The 18,921-nt window shown below is 73.1% G+C and carries 16 protein-coding genes; 13 read left to right on the top strand and 3 right to left on the bottom strand.

Annotated features, from left to right (window positions below; genetic code table 11):
* Positions 1 to 116: 116 nt before the first annotated feature.
* The 3 genes from ABZ406_RS04815 (at position 117) to ABZ406_RS04805 (ending at position 3,664) form a co-directional block, all read left to right on the top strand.
* Positions 117 to 929: a single-stranded DNA-binding protein gene (locus ABZ406_RS04815; protein ID WP_357755996.1), complete on the top strand. Its 813-nt coding sequence runs from the start codon at positions 117 to 119 to the stop codon at positions 927 to 929.
* A gap of 192 nt (positions 930 to 1,121) precedes the next feature.
* A complete protein-coding gene (locus tag ABZ406_RS04810) occupies positions 1,122 to 2,108 on the top strand; it encodes a cobalamin biosynthesis protein (RefSeq protein ID WP_357755995.1) in 987 nt (328 codons plus the stop codon).
* Positions 2,105 to 3,664: a cobyric acid synthase gene (locus ABZ406_RS04805; RefSeq protein ID WP_357755994.1), complete on the top strand. Its 1,560-nt coding sequence runs from the start codon at positions 2,105 to 2,107 to the stop codon at positions 3,662 to 3,664. Before ABZ406_RS04810 ends, ABZ406_RS04805 begins: the two co-directional genes overlap by 4 nt.
* A 242-nt stretch (positions 3,665 to 3,906) precedes the next feature.
* On the opposite strand, the gene ABZ406_RS04800 is transcribed toward ABZ406_RS04805, so the two are convergent.
* Positions 3,907 to 4,308 (bottom strand): rhodanese-like domain-containing protein, encoded by a 402-nt coding sequence (locus ABZ406_RS04800; RefSeq protein ID WP_357756303.1) that lies wholly within the window; start codon positions 4,306 to 4,308, stop codon positions 3,907 to 3,909.
* A 440-nt stretch (positions 4,309 to 4,748) separates the two neighbouring features.
* Here ABZ406_RS04800 and ABZ406_RS04795 point away from each other — a divergent pair, with 440 nt between their 5' ends.
* The 5 genes from ABZ406_RS04795 to ABZ406_RS04775 all read left to right on the top strand — a co-directional run bounded on the left by ABZ406_RS04795 (position 4,749) and on the right by ABZ406_RS04775 (position 9,960).
* Positions 4,749 to 5,393: a hypothetical protein gene (locus ABZ406_RS04795; RefSeq protein ID WP_357755993.1), complete on the top strand. Its 645-nt coding sequence runs from the start codon at positions 4,749 to 4,751 to the stop codon at positions 5,391 to 5,393.
* 72 nt (positions 5,394 to 5,465) lie between these two features.
* On the top strand, positions 5,466 to 6,611 hold the full coding sequence (locus ABZ406_RS04790) for a M48 family metallopeptidase (RefSeq protein WP_357755992.1): 1,146 nt from the start codon (positions 5,466 to 5,468) through the stop codon (positions 6,609 to 6,611).
* A gap of 36 nt (positions 6,612 to 6,647) precedes the next feature.
* Positions 6,648 to 7,991, top strand: coding sequence for a dipeptidase (locus tag ABZ406_RS04785; RefSeq protein WP_357756301.1), 1,344 nt, complete (start codon positions 6,648 to 6,650; stop codon positions 7,989 to 7,991).
* Positions 7,992 to 8,068: 77 nt separating this feature from the next.
* Complete coding sequence (locus ABZ406_RS04780; RefSeq protein WP_357755991.1) at positions 8,069 to 8,275, top strand: hypothetical protein; 207 nt, start codon at positions 8,069 to 8,071, stop codon at positions 8,273 to 8,275.
* Between the two features lie 92 nt (positions 8,276 to 8,367).
* Positions 8,368 to 9,960: an ATP-dependent DNA ligase gene (locus ABZ406_RS04775; protein WP_357756299.1), complete on the top strand. Its 1,593-nt coding sequence runs from the start codon at positions 8,368 to 8,370 to the stop codon at positions 9,958 to 9,960.
* 10 nt (positions 9,961 to 9,970) lie between these two features.
* Here the strand turns inward: ABZ406_RS04775 and ABZ406_RS04770 are convergent, their stop codons facing one another.
* Positions 9,971 to 10,792: an SURF1 family protein gene (locus ABZ406_RS04770; RefSeq protein WP_357755990.1), complete on the bottom strand. Its 822-nt coding sequence runs from the start codon at positions 10,790 to 10,792 to the stop codon at positions 9,971 to 9,973.
* A gap of 205 nt (positions 10,793 to 10,997) precedes the next feature.
* Here ABZ406_RS04770 and ABZ406_RS04765 point away from each other — a divergent pair, with 205 nt between their 5' ends.
* Positions 10,998 to 12,401, top strand: coding sequence for a cobyrinate a,c-diamide synthase (locus ABZ406_RS04765; protein WP_357755989.1), 1,404 nt, complete (start codon positions 10,998 to 11,000; stop codon positions 12,399 to 12,401).
* Positions 12,398 to 12,967, top strand: a complete 570-nt coding sequence (locus ABZ406_RS04760; RefSeq protein ID WP_357755988.1) for a GNAT family protein — start codon at positions 12,398 to 12,400, stop codon at positions 12,965 to 12,967. Before ABZ406_RS04765 ends, ABZ406_RS04760 begins: the two co-directional genes overlap by 4 nt.
* Before the next feature lie 23 nt (positions 12,968 to 12,990).
* On the opposite strand, the gene ABZ406_RS04755 is transcribed toward ABZ406_RS04760, so the two are convergent.
* Entirely contained in the window at positions 12,991 to 15,120 is a 2,130-nt protein-coding gene (locus ABZ406_RS04755) for a transglycosylase domain-containing protein (protein ID WP_357755987.1), read from the bottom strand.
* Positions 15,121 to 15,241: 121 nt separating this feature from the next.
* Between ABZ406_RS04755 and cobC the strand changes: the two genes are divergently transcribed.
* From cobC to cobA, 3 genes are read left to right on the top strand one after another with little or no spacing between them, the layout of a single operon-like run.
* Positions 15,242 to 16,327 carry an Rv2231c family pyridoxal phosphate-dependent protein CobC gene (gene cobC / locus ABZ406_RS04750; protein ID WP_357755986.1) on the top strand — a complete coding sequence of 362 codons (1,086 nt, stop codon included), beginning with the start codon at positions 15,242 to 15,244 and terminating at the stop codon, positions 16,325 to 16,327.
* Positions 16,327 to 17,430, top strand: a complete 1,104-nt coding sequence (gene cobT / locus ABZ406_RS04745; protein WP_357755985.1) for a nicotinate-nucleotide--dimethylbenzimidazole phosphoribosyltransferase — start codon at positions 16,327 to 16,329, stop codon at positions 17,428 to 17,430. The genes cobC and cobT overlap by 1 nt, the downstream gene beginning before the upstream one ends.
* Positions 17,431 to 17,470: 40 nt before the next feature.
* Complete coding sequence (gene cobA / locus ABZ406_RS04740; RefSeq protein WP_357755984.1) at positions 17,471 to 18,721, top strand: uroporphyrinogen-III C-methyltransferase; 1,251 nt, start codon at positions 17,471 to 17,473, stop codon at positions 18,719 to 18,721.
* Positions 18,722 to 18,921: the final 200 nt, after the last annotated feature.

Raw genomic sequence — 18,921 nt, 5'->3', positions numbered from 1 at the left:
CAGGTGGGTCGGTCATCCACAGGCCGGAGGCGGGCGCTGGCAACGGGTGCTCTCGGTGTCGATGCTCGGTGTCGAGTCGACTCGCGCTGGTACGCCCCGATCCCCCTGGAGGGACGATGTTCGACACCTACGTAACAATTGTCGGCAATGTGCTGACGACGCCCGAGTGGCGGCGTACGACCCAGAGCAACACCCTGGTGGCCAACTTCAAGGTCGCCTCCACCGCCCGCCGACTCGATCGGGACAGCGGCCGGTGGGTTGACGGCAACTCGCTCCGCGTCCGCGTCAACTGCTGGCGCAAGCTCGCCGAGGGGGTGGCCGCGTCCGTCATGGTCGGTGATCCGGTCGTGGTCTGCGGGCGGCTCTACACCCGCGACTGGACCGACGACGCCGGCAACCACCGCACGCTCTACGAACTGGAGGCGGTCGCCGTCGGCCACGATCTGTCCCGCGGTCGGGCCCGGTTCCTGCGCAACCGGCCGAGCATGACCACCAGCACCGTGGAGGACCCGGAGGCCGAGAGCCGGGTGCACGGCGAGCCCACCGAGCCGGTTCCCGCCGGGCAGGCACCCGTGCTGCCCGACGACCGTCCGCTGGACGACGACTTCGAGTTGCCCGACTACGCCGAGCTGCGGACGAGTCCGTTCGGCGACGTTCCGGAGGACGACAGCACCACGGGTGGCGGGGTTTCCCCGGGTGGCGGTGGCTTCGGTGCCGGCGGTGCGCTCCCGAGCGACGGGCAGAACGGGCAGGTCACCGACCCGCCGGGCCTCGACGACGAGTTGGCACCTCCGCCCGAGGCGGACGACGACAGCGCCGACGGCGACCTGGACATCGAGTTGGGGCCGGTGCCCGACGAGGGGCAACCGGAGCCAACGCGGCCCGGTCGAGGTCGGCGTGGTCGGGGCCGCGTTCCCCAGCCAGCCTGACCGATCACGACGGGGGCGGGGTGGCGGCGCGACCAGTGCCGTCACCCCGCGTGACGGGTGTCAGCGGGGCTTGCCCATCCTTTCGCTCCACCGGTTCTCGTCGCCGGTGCGGCCCCGTGGGTGCGCTTGGCCCACTGGGTGCTCGTCTAGGCTGGCCGGCCGGAGGTGGTGCGGGTGCGACGGACAGCGCCGATGGCAAACGCGGTGGGGCTGCTGGCCGGGTACGCGCTGGACAGGGTCCTCGGCGACCCCCGCCGGTGGCACCCGGTGGCCGGCTTCGGGCAGGCCGCCGGCGCGCTGGAGCGCCGCCTCTACCGTCCGGACCGAACGGCGGGTACGGCGTTCACCGCCCTGGCCGTCGGCGTGCCGGTGGTGCTCGGGGCGGCAGCCGCAGCGGCCACCCGGCACCGACCGGTGGCCCGCGCGGTGCTCGTGGCGGCCAGCACGTGGACAGTGCTGGGCGGCCGCACGCTACGCCGCGAGGCGACGGTCATGGGTCGGACGCTCCGCAAGGGCGATCTGCCCGCTGCCCGGCGACGCCTCGGTCACCTCTGCGGGCGCGACCCGTCGACGCTCGGTGAGTCGGAACTGGCCCGTGCCGCAGTCGAGTCGGTTGCCGAGAACACCTCCGACGCGGTGGTCGCCCCGCTGCTCTGGGGTGCGGTCGCCGGCCTGCCCGGGCTGCTGGGCTACCGCGCGGCGAACACGCTCGACGCGATGGTCGGGCACCGGTCGACGCGCTACGCGCGGTTCGGCACCCCGGCCGCTCGGCTGGACGACGCGCTCAACCTCGTGCCGTCACGCCTGACCGGGTTGCTCACCGTCGCCGTCGCGCCGGTCGCCAACGGGGACCGCCACCGTGCATGGCAGGTGTGGCGGCGGGACCGCAACGACCACCCGAGCCCCAACGCCGGTCAGTGCGAGGCGGCGATGGCCGGCGCACTCGGGGTGCGCCTCGGCGGCCGCAACATCTACTTCGGGCGCTCCGAGGTGCGGCCCTTCCTCGGCGACGGTCCCCGCCCCGAGGCGCGGCACCTGAAGCGGGCCGCCCGGATCTCCAGCGCGGTGGGGCTGGCGGCCGTCGGGCTGGCCGCCGCCTACCCGGTGACCGTCGGCCGGCTGGTTGGCGCGGTGAGCAGGCGCGCCCTGCTCAGCGCCGTGGGGAGGCGAGGGCGGTGAGCGGCGGGCTGCTGGTGGCCGGCACGACGTCCGACGCCGGCAAGAGTGTGCTCACCGCCGGCATCTGTCGCTGGCTGCACCGCCAGGGCGTGAAGGTGGCCCCGTACAAGGCGCAGAACATGTCCAACAACTCCGCGGTGGTCGTCGGGCCGGACGGGCGCGGCGGTGAGATCGGGCGCGCGCAGGCCATGCAGGCCGCGGCGTGCGGGCTCGCACCCGACCTGCGGTTCAACCCGGTGCTCCTCAAGCCCGGAAGTGACCTGGCCAGTCAGGTGGTGCTGCTGGGCGAGGCGGTCGACACGATCACCGCAGGCACCTTCCGGCAGTTGCGTCCCCGTCTCGCCGAGACCGCGTACGCCGCTCTGGCTGAGCTGCGCGAGACGTACGACGTGGTGATCTGCGAGGGCGCCGGCAGCCCTGCGGAGATCAACCTACGGGCCGGCGACTACGTCAACATGGGGTTGGCCCGGCACGCCAACCTGCCCACGATCGTCGTCGGCGACATCGACCGGGGCGGTGTCTTCGCCTCGATGTTCGGCACCGTCGCCCTGCTCGACCCGGCTGACCAGGCGCTGATCGCCGGCTTCGTGATCAACAAGTTCCGGGGTGACCTCGGGTTGCTCCAGCCGGGGCTGGACATGCTGTGTCAGGTCACCGGTCGTCCCACGTACGGGGTGCTGCCCTGGGCCCTCGACCTGTGGCTCGACGCGGAAGACTCACTCGCCTACGGCCGGGTGCTCGGCCGACCCGCCGCACCGCACGGCACCGAATGGCTGGACGTGGCAGTCGTCCGACTGCCCCGGATCAGCAACGCCACCGACGTGGAGGCGCTCGCCACCGAGCCGGGCGTCCGCGTACGCCTCACCATCGAACCAGCCGAGCTGGCCGCCGCCGACCTGGTTGTCCTGCCCGGCTCCAAGTCCACCGTCGCCGACCTCGCATGGCTGCGCGAAACGGGGCTCGCCGACGCGGTCGCCACCCACGTGGCGGCCGGCAAGCCCCTGCTCGGCCTCTGCGGCGGTTTTCAGATGCTCGGCCGCGCCATCGACGACCCGGTGGAGAGCCGGCGGGGCCGCGTTCCAGGGCTCGGACTGCTGCCCATCGACATCACGTTCGATCCGCGCAAGACCGTCCGGCAGTCGGTGGGCACCGGCCACGGGGGCCTCCCGGTGCGGGGCTACGAGATCCACCACGGGTACGTCTCCCAGGCCGACCCCGGCCTCACCCCGTTGCTGACCGGCGACGACGGTGTCGGCGAGGGAGCCGTGCTCGGCGCGGTGCACGGCACGCACTGGCACGGGACGTTCGAGTCCGACGGGTTCCGCCGGTGGTTCCTCACCGAGGCGGCTCGCCTCGCCGGGCGCAACGGGTTCCGGGTCGCACCCGCCACCAGCTTCGCCGCCGCCCGGGAACGCTCACTCGACCTGCTCGGCGACCTGGTCGAGGAACACCTGGACACCGATGCCCTCTGGCGTCTCATCGAAGCCGGCCCACCCGCCGACCTTCCGTTCATCCCACCCGGCCCGCCACCGGTCAAGACCACGTCCCAGAACTAGCTGCAATACCGAGCCCGCCGCCGTCGCCCACCACGATGCGCCGGCCCTGGTCGATCACAGAGCCTGACCCGGTCGATCATGGAGCCTGACCCCGGTCGATCATGCAGTTGTGGTGCCCGTTGCACCCCGACCAGCACCTTTCGTCCCCCACCACAAGTCCATGATCGACCCGGCGAGGGCGAGGGCGAGGGCGAGGGCGAGGGCGGGAGGCGGGGCCAGGCGGCAGGGGGTCTGGGTCGGGTCTACGGGCGGATGTCGGCGGGGCGGTCGGTGGTGGGCAGGCCGGCGGCGAGCCAGGCGTCCGCGCCGCCGATCATGTCGGTGGCCCGGCGCAACCCGAGGGTCTGCAGGCTGGCGGCGGCCAGGCTGGAGCTGTAGCCCTGCCGGCACACCAGCACGATCTCCCGGTCGTACCCGGTGGCTTCCGGGATCCGCCAGGCGCTGGCCGGATCGAGGCGCCACTCCAACACGGTCCGGTCGATGACCACCGCGCCCGGCAGGTCGCCCTGTTCGCGGCGCTGAAGTTCGGTACGGGTGTCGACAAGCAGCGCACCGCCGCGGACCGCCTCGACGGTCTGCTGCGGAGTCAGTCGGTGCAGCCCGGCGCGGGCCTGTTCGAGCAGGGCGTCTATACCGGGGCTCATCACGTCTCGGAGCACCACCCGATCATGCCGATTCGGTGGCACCCCGGGCGGCGAACGGGCCGCCCGTCACCCGTCGCCGCCCCAATTCCCCCGGACGTGACGGTGACCGGCCAGGGCGGTCAGCCGGACGTGTCACAGTGGCCCACCACGCCGCCCCACCAGCATGATCGACACGGCTTCAATGAAGTCGCGGTGTCCGGCCGCCAGGGATAGCGCGACTTCAATGAACCCGAGTCGATCACCGTGGTCAGCGCCCCTCGCGGCATACTTCGGGCCATGCACCACGCCACGTCGGGCCAGGCCAGGCCAGGCCAGGCCAGGTTGAGCCAGGTCAGTTCGGGCCAGGCCAGGTTGGGCCAGGTCAGGTCGGGTCACGTGAGGTCGGGCCAGGCCAGGTCGGGCCACGTCAGGTCGTGTCTCGTCAGGTCGCGGGTGGTCCTGTGCTGAATTCGGAGACTGGCGGGTCGACAGTGGCGGTCGTCGAGGCGTACACCGAACTGGCTCGTCGGGTGGTCGCGGGCCCGGCGCGGTTGGGGCGGACCCGGCTGGTAGCTGTCGACGGGCCGAGCGGCGCGGGTAAGAGCCGGTTCGCCGCGCGGCTCGCGGACGCTCTGGCGGGGCCGCTCGGCGGTCGACCGCCGGTGGTGCACACCGACGACCTGCTCGACGGGTGGGACGACCAGGTCACCTTCTGGCCCCGGCTCGACGAGGGGGTGCTGGCGCCGCTGCGCAACGGGGAGCCGGGCGGTTACCTGCGGTACAGCTGGGTCCGGCGTTGTTTTCTGCCCCGACCGGTGCCGGTGCCGGTGGCTCCGGTTCTGGTGGTGGAGGGGGTCACCGCGGCCCGGGCGGTCGTCCGGCCGGAGTTGACGCTGGCCGTGTTCGTCACCGCGCCCGCGTCGCTGCGGCTGGCGCGCGCGGTCGCCCGGGACGGCCCGGAGATCCTGCCCGAGTTGCGTCGGTGGCATGAGGGGGAACGGGCACACTTCGCCGTCGACGGGACCGCTACCCACGCGGACCTGATTGTGGATGGCGCACCGACACTGCCACACGACGCGGAGCGGTACTACCTGCGTATCCCCTGAGCGGGACGGGGCATGGACGTTGGCCACCGACTGCGGCACGATGCGGGGAGCTACGGCGAACGGGGAGCCAGCATGACGGCAGCGGACGCGCCTGCGCGGCGTCGGATCACCCTCAGTGGTATCAGCTCGCGGGCCTGGGAGCACCCGGCCGACCGGGGTGCTCTGGTCGCGTTGCGGGAGTTGCGAGGCTTCGACGACGTGGTTCGGGCGTTCTTCGGGATGTGGAACGAGCGGGGTTTCCGGTTGTCGGTGCTGGCCTCCGGCATCCGGGTCGACCACCGGCAGTACCCGGCGGTGTGGCAGCGCTACACGGAGGCTGCGGCGGCGTTGGACGTGGCCGAACTGCCGGAGCTGTACGTGACCCAGTCGCCCTGGTTGGGCGCCGAGGCGGTCGGGTTGGAGCGGCCGTTCATCGTGCTCAACTCCGCGTGCGTGCAGCAACTCGACGAGGATGAGCTGCGTTGCCTGCTCGGTCACGAGTTGGGGCACGTGGGCAGTGGGCATGCGGTCTACAAGACCATGCTGATGATCCTCACCCGGTGGGCGGCAAACCTGAGCTGGTTGCCGGTCGGCGCGATCGCGTTGCGGGCCATCATCGCCGCGATGCTGGAGTGGTGGCGCAAGGCCGAGCTCTCGGCCGACCGGGCCGGCCTGCTCGCCGGGCAGGACCCGGCGGCCGCGCTGCGGCTGCTGATGAAGCTGGCCGGCGGCGGTGACCTGTCCCAGGTCGACACGACAGCATTCCTGGAGCAGGCCGCCGAGTACGCCGGTGGTGGCGATCTGCGGGACAGCCTGCACAAGATCCGGATGACCGCGTGGAGCACCCACCCGACGCCCGTGGCGCGGGCGGCGCAGCTGCGCCAGTGGATCGACTCCGGGGCGTACGGCCGGGTGCTGGCCGGGGACTATCCGCGCCGCGAGGACGACAGCTCGACAAGCGTCTCCGAGGAGATCAAGGCGGCTGCGGAGTCGTACCGGGAGGAGTTCAGCAGTTCCACCGACCCGCTCGTCGGGTTGCTGCGCCGGCTCGGCGACGGCGCGAGCGACGTCGGCGAGTGGGTGGGCGGCACCGCCGGTCGGGCCCGTTCCTGGGTGGATGCCGCCGCTGAGGCGGCCGGCCGCGCCCACCGCGCCGGCCGGGCCGCCCCCGGTGCGCAGGCCGGCGCCGGCCCCACTGACGGCGGCGACGGTACGGGCTCCGCCGACACGCCCCGGTAAGGCCGGCATACGATGCCGGTCATGACCTCACCGATCATGTCCGAGCCCGAGGTGCGGGCTGCCGTCGAGCGGGAGATGCCCGGCGTCCGGGCCGACCTGGAGCGCCTCGTCCGCATCCCCGGCATCGCCTTCGAGGGCTTCGACCACTCGCACGTGGAACGCTCCGCCGAGGCGGTCGCCGAGTTGCTGCGCGGCTGTGGCCTGGACGTCGACATCGTGCGATCCGGCGGCCAGCCGGCGGTGATCGGCCGTCGGGCCGCCCCGCCCGGCGCACCCACCGTCCTGCTCTACGCCCACCACGACGTTCAGCCGGTGGGCGACCTCTCGCTGTGGGAGTCCGACCCGTTCGAACCGGTGGAACGGGACGGTCGGCTCTACGGCCGGGGCGCGGCCGACGACAAGGCCGGCATCATGGCGCACGTCGCGGCGCTGCGCGCGTACGGTGACGCGCTGCCAGTCGGCGTGGTCCTCTTCATCGAGGGTGAGGAGGAGTACGGCTCCGACTCGTTGGAGCAACTGCTGGCCGAGCACCGCGACACGCTCGCCTCCGACGTGATCGTGATCGCCGACTCCGGCAACTGGGACATCGGCGTACCGGCGCTGACCACCTCGTTGCGGGGCATCGTCAACTGCTTCGTCGAGGTGCGCACGCTCGACCACGCGGTGCACAGCGGCATGTTCGGCGGCGCCGTGCCGGACGCGCTCACCGCGCTGGTCCGGCTGTTGGCGACGCTGCACGACGACGCCGGTGACGTGGCGGTGGACGGCCTGGTGGGCCGGGAGGGCGCCACCGTCGACTACCCGGAGGACCGGGTCCGGGCCGAGGCGGGGCTCGCCGACGGCGTGCAGTTCATCGGCACCGGCCGGATCACCGACCGGCTCTGGACCAAGCCGGCGCTGGCCATCCTCGGAATGGACGCGCCGTCCACCGGTGAGGCGCCGAACGCCCTGGTCCCGGCCGCGAAGGCGAAGCTCAGCATCCGCCTCGCCCCGGGCGACGACCCCAAGCGGGCGTACGCGGCGGTGCGCGCGCACCTGGAGCGGCACGCGCCGTGGGGCGCGCAGGTGACTGTCACCTTCGAACACGACGGCGACCCGTGCGTGATCGACGCGTCCGGCCCGATGTTCGACGCCGCCCGTTCGGCTTTCCGAACCGCCTGGGACGGCACCGCACCGGTGGACATCGGTGTGGGCGGCTCGATTCCGTTCATCGCCACGTTCCAGGAGATGTTCCCGAAGGCGGCGATCCTGGTGACCGGTGTGGAGGACCCGCACGCCCGCGCGCACGGCCCGAACGAGAGTCTGCACCTGGGGGAGTTCGCCCGGGTCTGCCTCGCCGAGGCGCTGCTTCTGCACAACGTGGCGGCAGTGGGCAGTTAGGTGTCGGAACGACAACTTTGGCCCTGATCTGGGAGTTTACGGCGTGTCGGATGGTCAGCTGTTATAGCCTTTCGTACATGAGTACGAACGAGGTGATGGCCCGGTTGGGGGCCGCTGTCAGCGCGCTGGGAGACGTCGATGTCTCCACGTGGTCCGAGGACACGCTCAACGAACAGCTCGGTGAGCTCTCCGCAGCACTTGTCGCCCTCGACTCGGTGCTCTCCCGGGTCGCCGGCGAGGTCCGCGCCCGAGGTTTGCGCATCGAGGAACCCGTCTCCGCATAGGCCCTGATCCGTCGTCCGCGTGAGCGGGCGGCACCCTGCCGACACCGCCCGGGCACGGCAATGCCCGGGCGGTGTCGGAGGTGACTGGCAGGATGATCTGCGTGCGGTTCCTCGATCTGGCAGCCACGTCCGCCGCCGTCGGTGCCACGAGCGGCCGACGGGCCAAGGTGGGGCTGCTCGCTGACGCGCTGCGCCGGCTCGACCCCGACGAGGTCGAGCCCGGTGCCGGCTATCTCGCCGGTGAGCTGCGCCAACGGCAGACCGGGGTCGGCTACGCGAGCCTGCGTGACCTGCCGCCACCTGCCGCCGAGCCGACGTTGACGGTGGCCGCCGTGGATGCTGCCATCGCACAGATCGCCGCGGTGCACGGCTCGGGCTCGCAGGCCCGGCGCCGGGCGCTGGTCGGTGCCCTCTACGCGGCGGCGACTGCCGACGAGCAGCGCCTGCTCACCGGCCTGTTCAGTGGCGAGCTGCGGCAGGGCGCCCAGGCCGGGCTCCTCGCGGACGCGGTGGCCCGGGCCGCCGATGTGCCGGTGGCGGCGGTCCGTCGGGCGCTGCTGCTCGCTGGTGACCTGCGGGCGGTGGCGGTGGCCGCGCTCGCCGGTGGGGCCGCCGAGCTGGCCGGGTTCGGTCTGCAGGTCGGCCGGCCGCTGGCGCCGATGCTCGCGCAGAGCGCCCCCTCGGTCGACGAGGCGCTCACCGCGACCGGCACGCCGGCGGTGGTCGACGTGAAGCTCGACGGCATCCGCATCCAGGTGCACCGCTCCGGTGCCGACATCGCCGTGTTCACCCGCAGCCTCGACGAGATCACCACCAGGGTGCCCGAGGTGGTCGCTGCGGTCCGTGCCCTACCGGGTCGTGAGTTGGTCCTCGACGGCGAGGCGATCGGCCTGGACCAGACCGGCCGCCCGCTGCCGTTCCAGCAGACGTCGAGCCGGGCCGCCCGACGCACCACCCCCAGCACGACCGGCCGCACACCTGTTGCCCCGGCCGTGCTCGCGGCGGCCAGCAGCACCGGCGCGACGGTGCTCACCCCGTACTTCTTCGACCTGCTGCACCTCGACGGGCAGGATCTGATCGACCTGCCCGGCCGGGAGCGGTGGGCCGCTCTCGCCGGTGCGGTCGACTCGTCGCTGCTGGTCGGGCGGATGGAGGTCGACGATCCGGAGCAGGCCGCCACCGCGTTCGCCGCCGCGCTCGACGCCGGGCAGGAGGGCGTGGTGGTCAAGGCACCGGACGCCCCTTACGACGCCGGTCGGCGCGGTGCCGCCTGGGTCAAGGTCAAACCACGGCACACCCTCGACCTGGTGGTGCTCGCCGTCGAGTGGGGCAGCGGCCGACGCAAGGGCTGGCTGTCCAACCTGCATCTGGGTGCCCGCGACGCGCGCACCGGCGACTTCGTCATGCTCGGCAAGACGTTCAAGGGGCTCACCGACGAGCTGCTGCGGTGGCAGACCGAGCGGTTCCTCGACCTCGCCGTGGATCGCGGCGACTGGGTGGTCCGGGTCAGGCCCGAACAGGTGGTGGAGATCGCCTTCGACGGGGTGCAGACCAGCACCCGTTACCCGGGTGGGGTGGCGCTGCGGTTCGCCCGGGTGGTGCGCTACCGCGACGACAAGTCCGCCGCCGAGGCGGACACCATCGACGCGGTACGCGCCATTCATGCCGGCCGCGTGAGCGGCTGACCGGGCGAGGTCAGGCGGACGCGGTGGGCGTCGGCTCGGCGGCCCGGTCCAGGGGAGCCGGGGCGGTGCCGAGGCCGGCGGCCCGGCGGGCCTCCCGACGGGCCACCCAGCCGTAACCGAACAGGGCCATCACCGCGAACAGCCACCACTGCACGACGTAGCCGAAGTTCTGCCAGTTGTTGGCGTGCCCCACCGGCACCGCCTTGAACACCGGATCGGCCGCCGGGGTCTGCTCGTCGAGCAACAGGTAGGCGCCGTAGACCGGGTAGGGAAGCTCGGGGGCCAGGCGCGACAGCCCGATCCGCCGGATCTCCAGCACCCCGGCGCGTCGGGCCGCCGCGCCGGCACCGCTCTCGGTCTCGTGCACCCGACCGACCACCGTCACGTCGCCCGTCGGCGCGGCCGGCACCGCCGGCTGAGCGGTCGCCCCACCTGGCGCCGGCGGGATCCAGCCCCGGTCCACCAGCAGCGCCGTCCCGTCGGCGAGCACCAGCGGGGTGAGCACCTCGAAGCCGACCCGGCTGTCCACCGTCCGGCCCCGCACCAGCACCGTGTTCGTGGGGTCGTACCGGCCGGTGACGGTGACCCGGGTCCAGACCTTGTCCTCGGCGGGGGCCGGACCGGTCGTCCCCGCGCCGCCGGTGGGAGCGCGAAGCGCGTCGGCGAGCGGCCCGGGGGCCATCCGCTGGCCCGCGTCGATCCGCTCGTTGACCTCGGTGCGCCCCCGGTAGCGGTCCAGCTGCCAGTTGCCGAGGAACACCATGACGGCGGCCGCGACCAATGTCAGCGCGAGAGCGCCCAGCCAACGTGGGCTCAGCAGGAACCGGTACACGGCACCGAGGCTACCCGTATGACCGGCGCCACTGACCTGGACCGGGCCGCCCGGGCCGGGGCAAGTGCTCCGGGGCGCGGCCAGGGCCGGGCCGGGTACCCCGGTTGGCGGTGCTCGCGCCTCCAGCCGGGCGGGTATCGTCACGCCGACGGATCGGCCTCGGTCGTCCCGTCGCGTACCCGCCGCCGCTCGCGAGGAGTCGATGATGACCGTCGTGCCGCGCCTGGTGCTCAGCGCGCCGTCCTCCGGGCACGGGAAGAACGCGCTGGCGATCGGGCTGCTCGCCGCCCTGGCCGAGCGAGGGGTCGACGTCGCCGGGTTCAAGCTCGGTCCGGACCACGTCGACGCCGCGTACCTCGGTCTCGCCTCCGGTCGGCCCGGTCGGGTGATCGACCCCCGACTGGTCGGCCTCGACCGGCTCGCCCCGCTGGTGGCACATGGTGCCGCCGGTGCCGGGCTGGCCGTGGTGCAGGGCAGCATGGGCCTGTACGACTCGGTCGGTGGCCGTCCCGAGCAGGAGTCCACAGCCGCCGCGGCCGCCGCGCTGCGTAGCCCGGTGGTGCTCGTCGTCGACGTGGCCGCGATGGGTCAGTCGGTGGCGGCCCTGGTGCACGGTTTCCGCTCGTACGACGAGCAGTTGTGGCTTGGTGGGGTGATCCTCAACCGGGTGGCGTCGTCGCGGCACGAGCTGTTGCTGCGGGAGGCGTTGGACGACGTGGGGGTGCCAATCTACGGCGCGCTGCGTCGCCAGGACCTGCCGGCGGTGCTGCCGTCGCGGCGGCACGGGGTGGCGCCGGTGGTCGAGGGTTCGGCCGATGCCGTCCGTGCGGTCCGTCGTCTGGGCGAGGCCGTCGCCGCCACTGTCGACCTGGAACGGCTGCTCGGGTTGGCCCGCTCCGCCCCGCCGTTGCCGGCTCCGGCCTGGTCTCCCGAGGAGGCCCTGGGCTCGTTCACGCCCCCGGCGAACCGGCCACTGGTGGCGGTGGCCGGTGGGCCGGGTGGCAGCTTCAGCCACCCGGAGACCACCGAACTGTTGCGGGCCGCCGGCGCCGAGGTCGTGGTCGTCGACCCGCTGCGCGACGAGGCGCTTCCGGTCGGCACCCGCGCGTTCGTCGTCGGCGGCGCGCTGCCCGAGGCGTACGCCGAGCAGTTGTCGGCCAACCGGCGGCTCTGCATCGCGGTGGCCGAGTTGGCGCGGACCGGGCGTCCGGTGATCGCCGAGGGCGCCGGCCTGCTGTGGTTGGCCCGCGAGCTGGACGGGTTGCCGATGTGCGGTGTCCTGGACGCGGTGGGCGCCAGCCGGGACGGGGTGGTGGCCGGTTACCGGGAGGCGACCGCCCAGACCGACAGCGTGGTCGCCGACACCGGCACTGTGGTGGTCGGGCACAAGGCGCACCGCGCGGTGCTGACCCCTCGCGCTGGTCAGCGCGCGGCCTGGAGTTGGGACGGCGGCTCGCCGGAGGGCTTCGTCTGGCGCAACGTGCACGCCTCACAGCTCACTGTGCACTGGGCCAGCCATCCGACGATTGCCGCCCGGTTGGTTGCCGCGGCGGCGGCCGATCCGACGAGCGAGGTGGTGCCCGCGCAGTCGGGCGGGGTGCCGGTGTGATCGGGCAGGTGGCGGTGCGCCGGTTCCCGGCGTTGACCGTCTCCACGCCGCGTACCGAGGTGCGGCGGCTCACGGCGGCCGACGCGCCGGCGGCCGGGGAGATCTTCGCCGACAAGCTGACCCGGCGGTGGCTGCCGCTGCCCGGCGACTCCGGCCCGATCGACGGGTTGGCCTGGTGCACCGACCTGGCGCGGCAGCGGCGCGACAGCGGGGAGGGCGACCACTACGCGGTGCTCCGACGCGAGGACGACCAGGTGGTGGGCTCGTTGTGGACCAGGCGTACCGACTGGGGTGCCCGCCTCACCGAGATCTCGTACGCGATGGCGGCGCACGCGCGGGGCTTCGGCTTGGCCGCCGAGGCGGTCGACGCGGTGGCCATCGCGCTGATCCTGGAGCACGGCTTCCAACGGGTCGAGCTGCGGGTGGCGCCCGGCAACCTGGCGTCACGCCGGGTCGCCGAGAAGGCCGGGTTCAGCTACGAGGGTCTGCTGCGCAACGCCGGCTTCGTGGGCGGCGGCCGGGTGGATCTGGAAGTCTGGTCGTTCGTCGCCGCCGACCTGCGCTGAGCCGTGCACCGGCCGGTGCCGGGTCAGCCGACGATGGCGTCCGACGGTGGGGTGAACTGGCGGGTCGGGGAACCCTTGAGGCCGTCGCGCAGGGTCTCCGAGACCGCCTTGATCGGGATCTGGGACTGCCCGTCACCCACGGCGTTGAAGGGGTTGTCCGGGTCGGAGATGAAGCTCGCCGCCGCCAACTCCGGTGTGTAGCCCACGAACCAGGCGGACCGGGTGCTGTCTGTCGTACCGGTCTTGCCGGCCACCGGGCGTCCGACGGTGCCGCGCACGCTGTCGGCGGTGGACCAGCCGCCGCAGCTGCCGCGCGCCGGGGTGTCTCCGGTCGGGCAGCGGGCCGCGTCGGTGGCCGCCCGCGCGGCGTCCGCGCTCACCACCTGCCGGCAGCGCGGCTTGGCCACCTCCCGGTGCAGGCCGCCCGGGGTGGCGTAGGTGGCGGGTGTGCCGTCCCGGTTCATGATCGCTTGTACGGGGATGGCCTCGCAGTAGCGGCCGTCGGCCGCGATGGCGGCGTACGCGTTGGCCATCTCCAGCGGGGTGGCGTCGGAGACGCCCAGGGTGAACGCACCCCACTTCTTCGCCTTGGCCGGGGACGCCTGTTCCCGGTCGACGTCGGTGCGCCACCGCAGCCCGAGCTGTTCGGCCAACCGGACCGCCCGGTCCGCGCCGACCTTCTCCTCCAGCCACACGAAGTACGTGTTCACCGATTTGCCGAAGCCGGACCACATGGTCTGCTGGCCGGTCATGGCGCCGCTGGCGTTCGAGGGCGCCCAGCCGTCGTACACCGCCGATTTGTAGCGGTACGGCGCGTTGAACGAGGTGGAGAGGGTCATCCCGGAGTCCAGTGCGGCCAGCATCGGGAACATCTTGAACGTCGACCCGGCCTGGTAGCCGGCCAGGTCACCGCCGCCGAGCAGCGGGGCCACCGTGTTCGGGTAGTTGGCCTTCACCTTCGGCCCGGCCTCGGGGTTGGAGCTCTGCGGGTTGTCGGCCAGGTCCAGCGAGTACGTCCGGTTCACCGCCATCGCCTTCACCCGCCCGGTGCCCGGCTCGGAGACCACTATGCCGTTGGCGAACGGGCTGCCGGTGGCCTCCTTGGTGCCCACGCTCTTCTCCGCGGCCTCCTGGATCTTCGGGTCGAGGCTGAGCACGATCCGGTAGCCACCCCGGCGCAGGTTGTCCATCCGTTCCAGCCGGTTCGCCCCGAACGCGGGCTGCGCGCTCCACCAGTTCTTCAGGTAGTCGCAGGCGAAGCCCCAGCTGTTGTACTTCTCCGCCACGGCGGCGCAGTCGTGCGGTGGGGTGGTCAGCTTGAGCCGGATCGGTTCGGACTTGGCGGCGGCTGTCGAGTCGGGGGAGAGGTAACCGAGCTGGCTCATCCGGTCCAGCACGTAGTTGCGCCGCCCGGTGGCATCCTTCTGGTCGGAGTCGGCCGGGTCGTACTCGGAGGGGGACTTGACCAGCCCGGCGAGGGTGGCGGCCTCGACCGGGGTGAGGTCCTTGGGGGTCTTGGAGAAGAAGATCTCGCTGGCCGCGTAGATGCCGTACGCCCGGTGTCCGAAGTACGCCGAGTTCAGGTAACGCTCCATGATCTGTTCCTTGCTCATCTCCTTCTCCAGGTCCAGCGCCATCCGCATCTCCTTGACCTTGCGCAGGCTGGTCTGCTGGGTGGCTTCCTGAACCTCCTTGGGTGTGGTCGCGCTGTCCCGCAGGGCCATCCGGACGTACTGCATGGTCAGTGTCGAGGCGCCCTGGGAGCCGCCGGAGCGGGCGTTGGAGACGAAGGCCCGGGCGACGCCCTTCGGGTCGACGCCGTGGTGCTGGTAGAAGCGGGAGTCCTCGGCGGCCACGATCGCCTGCTGGATGTTGGGCGACATGTCCGACAGCTTGGTGTACTGCCGGTACTCCTCGTAGAACATGGTGAGGACGGTCTTGCCGTCCGGGCCGTAGACGTACGAGGTCTCGGCGGGCAGGGCGGTCTTCAGCACCCGGGTCTTCTGGTCCACGGCGTGCGCGGTGGCCTTCGCGCCGAGCCCGGTGAGGGCGACGAGTGGGTACGCGGCGGCGGCGACCACGATCGCGGCGATCAGTCCGGCGCGGAGGAGAGGGACGAGACGACCAGTAGCAGCAAGGGGTCGGTTGCTCACCTGGTCAAGTTATGACATTTCCGATTCGTACATGAGAAGAACTCTTAAACCGGCAAGTGGTGACGCGGCTTACGCCGAGATCGTCTGTCCTACCGGCCACCTTCCCGGCAGGATCGCGGACATGTCCGATCAGACGAGCGCTGTCGCCCCGCCCACGTGGGCCGAGCCGGACCTCGCCCACCACGGCGACGCCGAGGCCACCGCCGGTCTGGTCGACCTCGCCGTCAACGTCCGGCGGGCGCGGCCCCCCGCCTGGCTGGCCGACCCGATCGCCGCGACACTGACCGACCTGGCCCGCTATCCGGACCCGGCGCCGGCCCGGGCGGCCGTCGCCGCCCGACACCGCCGTCACCCGAACGAGGTGCTGCTCACCGCCGGTGCCGCCGAGGGCTTCGTGCTGATCGCCCAGGCGCTGCGCGGCGTCCACCGCCCGGTGGTCGTGCACCCCCAGTTCACCGAGCCGGAGGCGGCGCTGCGGGCCGCCGGACACCCGGTCGAACGGGTGCTGCTCGACGCCGCCGACGACTTCCGGCTCGACCCGTCGCGGGTGCCCGCCGACGCCGACCTCGTGATGATCGGCAACCCGACGAACCCGACCTCGGTGCTGCACAGCGCCCAGACGGTGGCGGCGTTGGCCCGCCCCGGCCGGGTGCTCGTGGTCGACGAGGCGTTCGCCGACACCACGATCGCCCCCGGGCATCTAGGCGAACCGGAGTCGCTCGCCGAACGCCGCGACCTGCCCGGGCTGCTCGTGGTCCGCAGCCTCACCAAGACGTGGGGTCTGGCCGGGCTGCGGATCGGCTACCTGCTCGGCGCCGCCGAGTTGGTGTCCCGGCTGGCCGCCGTCCAACCGCTCTGGGCCGTCTCCACGCCCGCTCTGGCGGCCGCGTCGGCCTGCGCCAGCACCGTCGCGGTCCAGGCCGAACGCGCTATCGCCGCCGACCTCGCCGCCGACCGCGACCACCTGGTCGCGCGCCTCACCACCCTGCCAGGTGTACGCGTCGTCGGCCGTCCCGCCAGCGCGTTCGTCCTCCTGCACCTGCCGGGCGCCACAGCGATGCGGGCCGCCCTGCGCGAGCGCGGCTGGGCGGTGCGCCGAGGCGACACCTTCCCCGGCCTCGGCCCGGACTGGCTGCGGGTGGCCGTACGCGACCACGACACCACCGACGCGTTCATCGACGTGCTGCGCGAGATCATGGAGGCATGATGTTGGAGACCACTATCGCGGCGATCCGCCCGGCGGACGAAGCGGCAATGGCCGCCGCCCGGGAGCTGCACGGCCGGCTCACGAAGCCGGCGGGCTCGCTGGGCGCGCTGGAGGAGCTTTCGGTACGCCTCGCCGGCCTGGCCGGAGCGTGCCCGCCACCGCTGCCCGAGCCGGCCGCGGTGGCGATCTTCGCCGGCGACCACGGGGTGCACGCCCAGGGGGTGAGCCCTTGGCCGCAGGAGGTCACCGGGCAGATGATCGGCAACTTCCTGGCCGGTGGAGCGGTGGTGAACGCGTTCGCCCGACAGGCCGGCGCCTCGGTCACCGTGGTCGACGTCGGCGTGGCCACCCCGCTGCCGACCGATCCGGCGGTGCTCGATCCGGCGGTGCTCGACCCGGCGGTGCTCGACCCGGCGGTGCCCCGGCTGGTTGTCGCGTCCGTCCGGCGGGGTACCCGCGACCTCACGGTGACCGCCGCCCTGACCCGGGACGAGGCGCTGGCGGCGGTGCAGACCGGCATCCGGATCGCCGACGAGCTGATCGACGCCGGCGCCGGCATCCTGCTCACCGGGGACATGGGCATCGGCAACACCACCCCGGCCGCCGCGTTGATCGCCGCGTTCACCGGTGCCGACGCGCTCGACGCCACCGGCCGGGGCACCGGGGTCGACGACCCGACGTACGCGCACAAGGTGGCAGTGGTGCGGGCCGCCCTGGCCCGGCACCGCCCCGACCCGGCCGACCCGCTGGGCGTGCTGGCCGCCGTCGGTGGCCTGGAGCACGCCGCCCTGGCCGGGCTGATCCTCGGTGCCGCGGCGCGCCGCACGCCGGTGCTGCTGGACGGCGTGATCGCGGTCTCGGCAGCGCTCGCCGCCGCCGCGTTCGCCCCGGACGCGGTGAGCGCCATGGTCGCCGGCCACCGCTCGGCCGAACCCGGTGCCACAGTGGCGCTGCGCCACCTCGGCCTCGACCCGCTCATCGACCTGGGACTGCGCCTCGGCGAAGGCACCGGCGCGCTGCTGGCGTTGCCAGTGGTCACCGGCGCGGTGCGGGTGCTGCACGAGGTGGCCACCTTCGACTCCGCCGGGGTGGCCGAGAAGTGACAACGCGCAGTGAACTCGCCGTCCGCGTCGGTGGTGCGGGGTGACAGCCAACCCGTACCCCCTCGGTCTGCGGCTGGACGGCCGGCGGGTGGTAGTGGTGGGCGGCGGCGCGGTCGCCACCCGGCGGGTTCCCGCGCTGCTGGACGCCGGCGCGGACGTCCTGCTGGTGGCCCCGGAGCTGACCCCGGCGTTGCGTGCCCGGGTCGACGCGGGCCGGCTGCACTGGGTGCCGCGCACGTTCGTGCCCGAGGACCTGGACGGCGCGTGGCTGGTCCAGGTCGCCATCGACGACCCGGTAGCGGCGGCCTCGGTGAGTGCCGTGGCCGCCGAGCGGCGGATCTTCTGTGTCCGGGCCGACGACCGGACGGCCGCCACCGCCTGGACCCCGGCGGTGACCCGGCACGGCCCGGTCACCGTTGCGGTGCTCGGGGGCGGCGACCCCCGCCGTGCGATGACCGTCCGTGACGCGATCCGCGACCTGCTCGCGGTCCGCCTGGCATCGGACTCGACCGCCGGCCGGCCCGACGCTTCGACAGGTGCGACCGGTGGGTCGCTCGGCGGGCGGGTGGCGCTGGTCGGTGCCGGGCCGGGCGACCCGGAGCTGATCACCGTGAAGGGTTGGCGGCTGCTCACCGAGGCCGACGTGGTGGTCGCCGACCGGCTGGTGCCCGGGCTGCTCCTCGACGAGTTGCGCCCCGACGTCGAGCTGGTGGACGCCTCGAAGATCCCCTACGGCCCGTCCCGGGCCCAGGAGGAGATCAACCAGATCCTCGTCGACAGGGCCCTTGCCGGTGCCTTCGTGGTGCGGCTCAAGGGCGGTGACCCCTACGTCTTCGGGCGCGGCGGCGAAGAGCTGCTGGCCTGCGCGGCGGCCGGCGTGCCGGTGACTGTGGTCCCGGGCGTGACCAGCTCCGTCGCCGCTCCGGCCGCGGCCGGTATCCCGGTCACCCATCGGGGCGTGGCGCACGAGTTCACTGTGGTCTCCGGGCACCTGGCACCCGACGCGCCGGCCTCGCTGGTGCGCTGGGACGCCCTCGCCGGCCTGCACGGCACCCTGGTGGTCCTGATGGGGCTGAAGAACCTCGCCGCCATCACCGCCACCCTGATCGCCCACGGTCGGTCACCGGAGACGCCGGCCGCCGTCGTCCAGGAAGCCACCACCAGCGCCCAGCGGGTGTTGCGGTCCACGCTCGGCGCGGTGGCCGCCGACGCGCTGGCGACCGACATCCGCCCACCCGCGATAGTCGTCGTGGGCGATGTCGTGCACGCCCTCGACGCCCTCGACGCCTGAGCCCCGCGGGTGCCCTCCCCCGGCGCGATCTTTCACTTTCTGTCGTCGCATAAGAGGAAAATCAGCGCATAACAACGACCGAAAGTGAAAGATCGCCGAGCCGAGCCGAGCCGAGCCGAGCCGAGCCGAGCCGAGCCCAGCCGGCCGCGAGCGACGACAGGGCCGGAGCGCAAAGCGCTCCGGCCCTGTCTCACGAGCTG

This window comes from Micromonospora sp. NPDC005710 (assembly GCF_040630995.1).
Taxonomy (GTDB): Bacteria; Actinomycetota; Actinomycetes; order Mycobacteriales; family Micromonosporaceae; genus Micromonospora.
This window is presented reverse-complemented; position numbering and strand designations above follow the sequence as displayed.

Coding starts and splice junctions, on each gene's coding strand:
- ABZ406_RS04780 (WP_357755991.1), top strand. CDS start 8,069: ATGAGTACGAACGAGGTGATGGCCCGGTTGGGGGCCGCTGTCAGCGCG.
- ABZ406_RS04810 (WP_357755995.1), top strand. CDS start 1,122: ATGGCAAACGCGGTGGGGCTGCTGGCCGGGTACGCGCTGGACAGGGTC.
- cobT (WP_357755985.1), top strand. CDS start 16,327: ATGTTGGAGACCACTATCGCGGCGATCCGCCCGGCGGACGAAGCGGCA.
- cobC (WP_357755986.1), top strand. CDS start 15,242: ATGTCCGATCAGACGAGCGCTGTCGCCCCGCCCACGTGGGCCGAGCCG.
- ABZ406_RS04815 (WP_357755996.1), top strand. CDS start 117: ATGTTCGACACCTACGTAACAATTGTCGGCAATGTGCTGACGACGCCC.
- ABZ406_RS04765 (WP_357755989.1), top strand. CDS start 10,998: ATGACCGTCGTGCCGCGCCTGGTGCTCAGCGCGCCGTCCTCCGGGCAC.
- ABZ406_RS04790 (WP_357755992.1), top strand. CDS start 5,466: ATGACGGCAGCGGACGCGCCTGCGCGGCGTCGGATCACCCTCAGTGGT.
- ABZ406_RS04800 (WP_357756303.1), bottom strand. CDS start 4,308: ATGAGCCCCGGTATAGACGCCCTGCTCGAACAGGCCCGCGCCGGGCTG.
- ABZ406_RS04785 (WP_357756301.1), top strand. CDS start 6,648: ATGTCCGAGCCCGAGGTGCGGGCTGCCGTCGAGCGGGAGATGCCCGGC.
- ABZ406_RS04775 (WP_357756299.1), top strand. CDS start 8,368: ATGATCTGCGTGCGGTTCCTCGATCTGGCAGCCACGTCCGCCGCCGTC.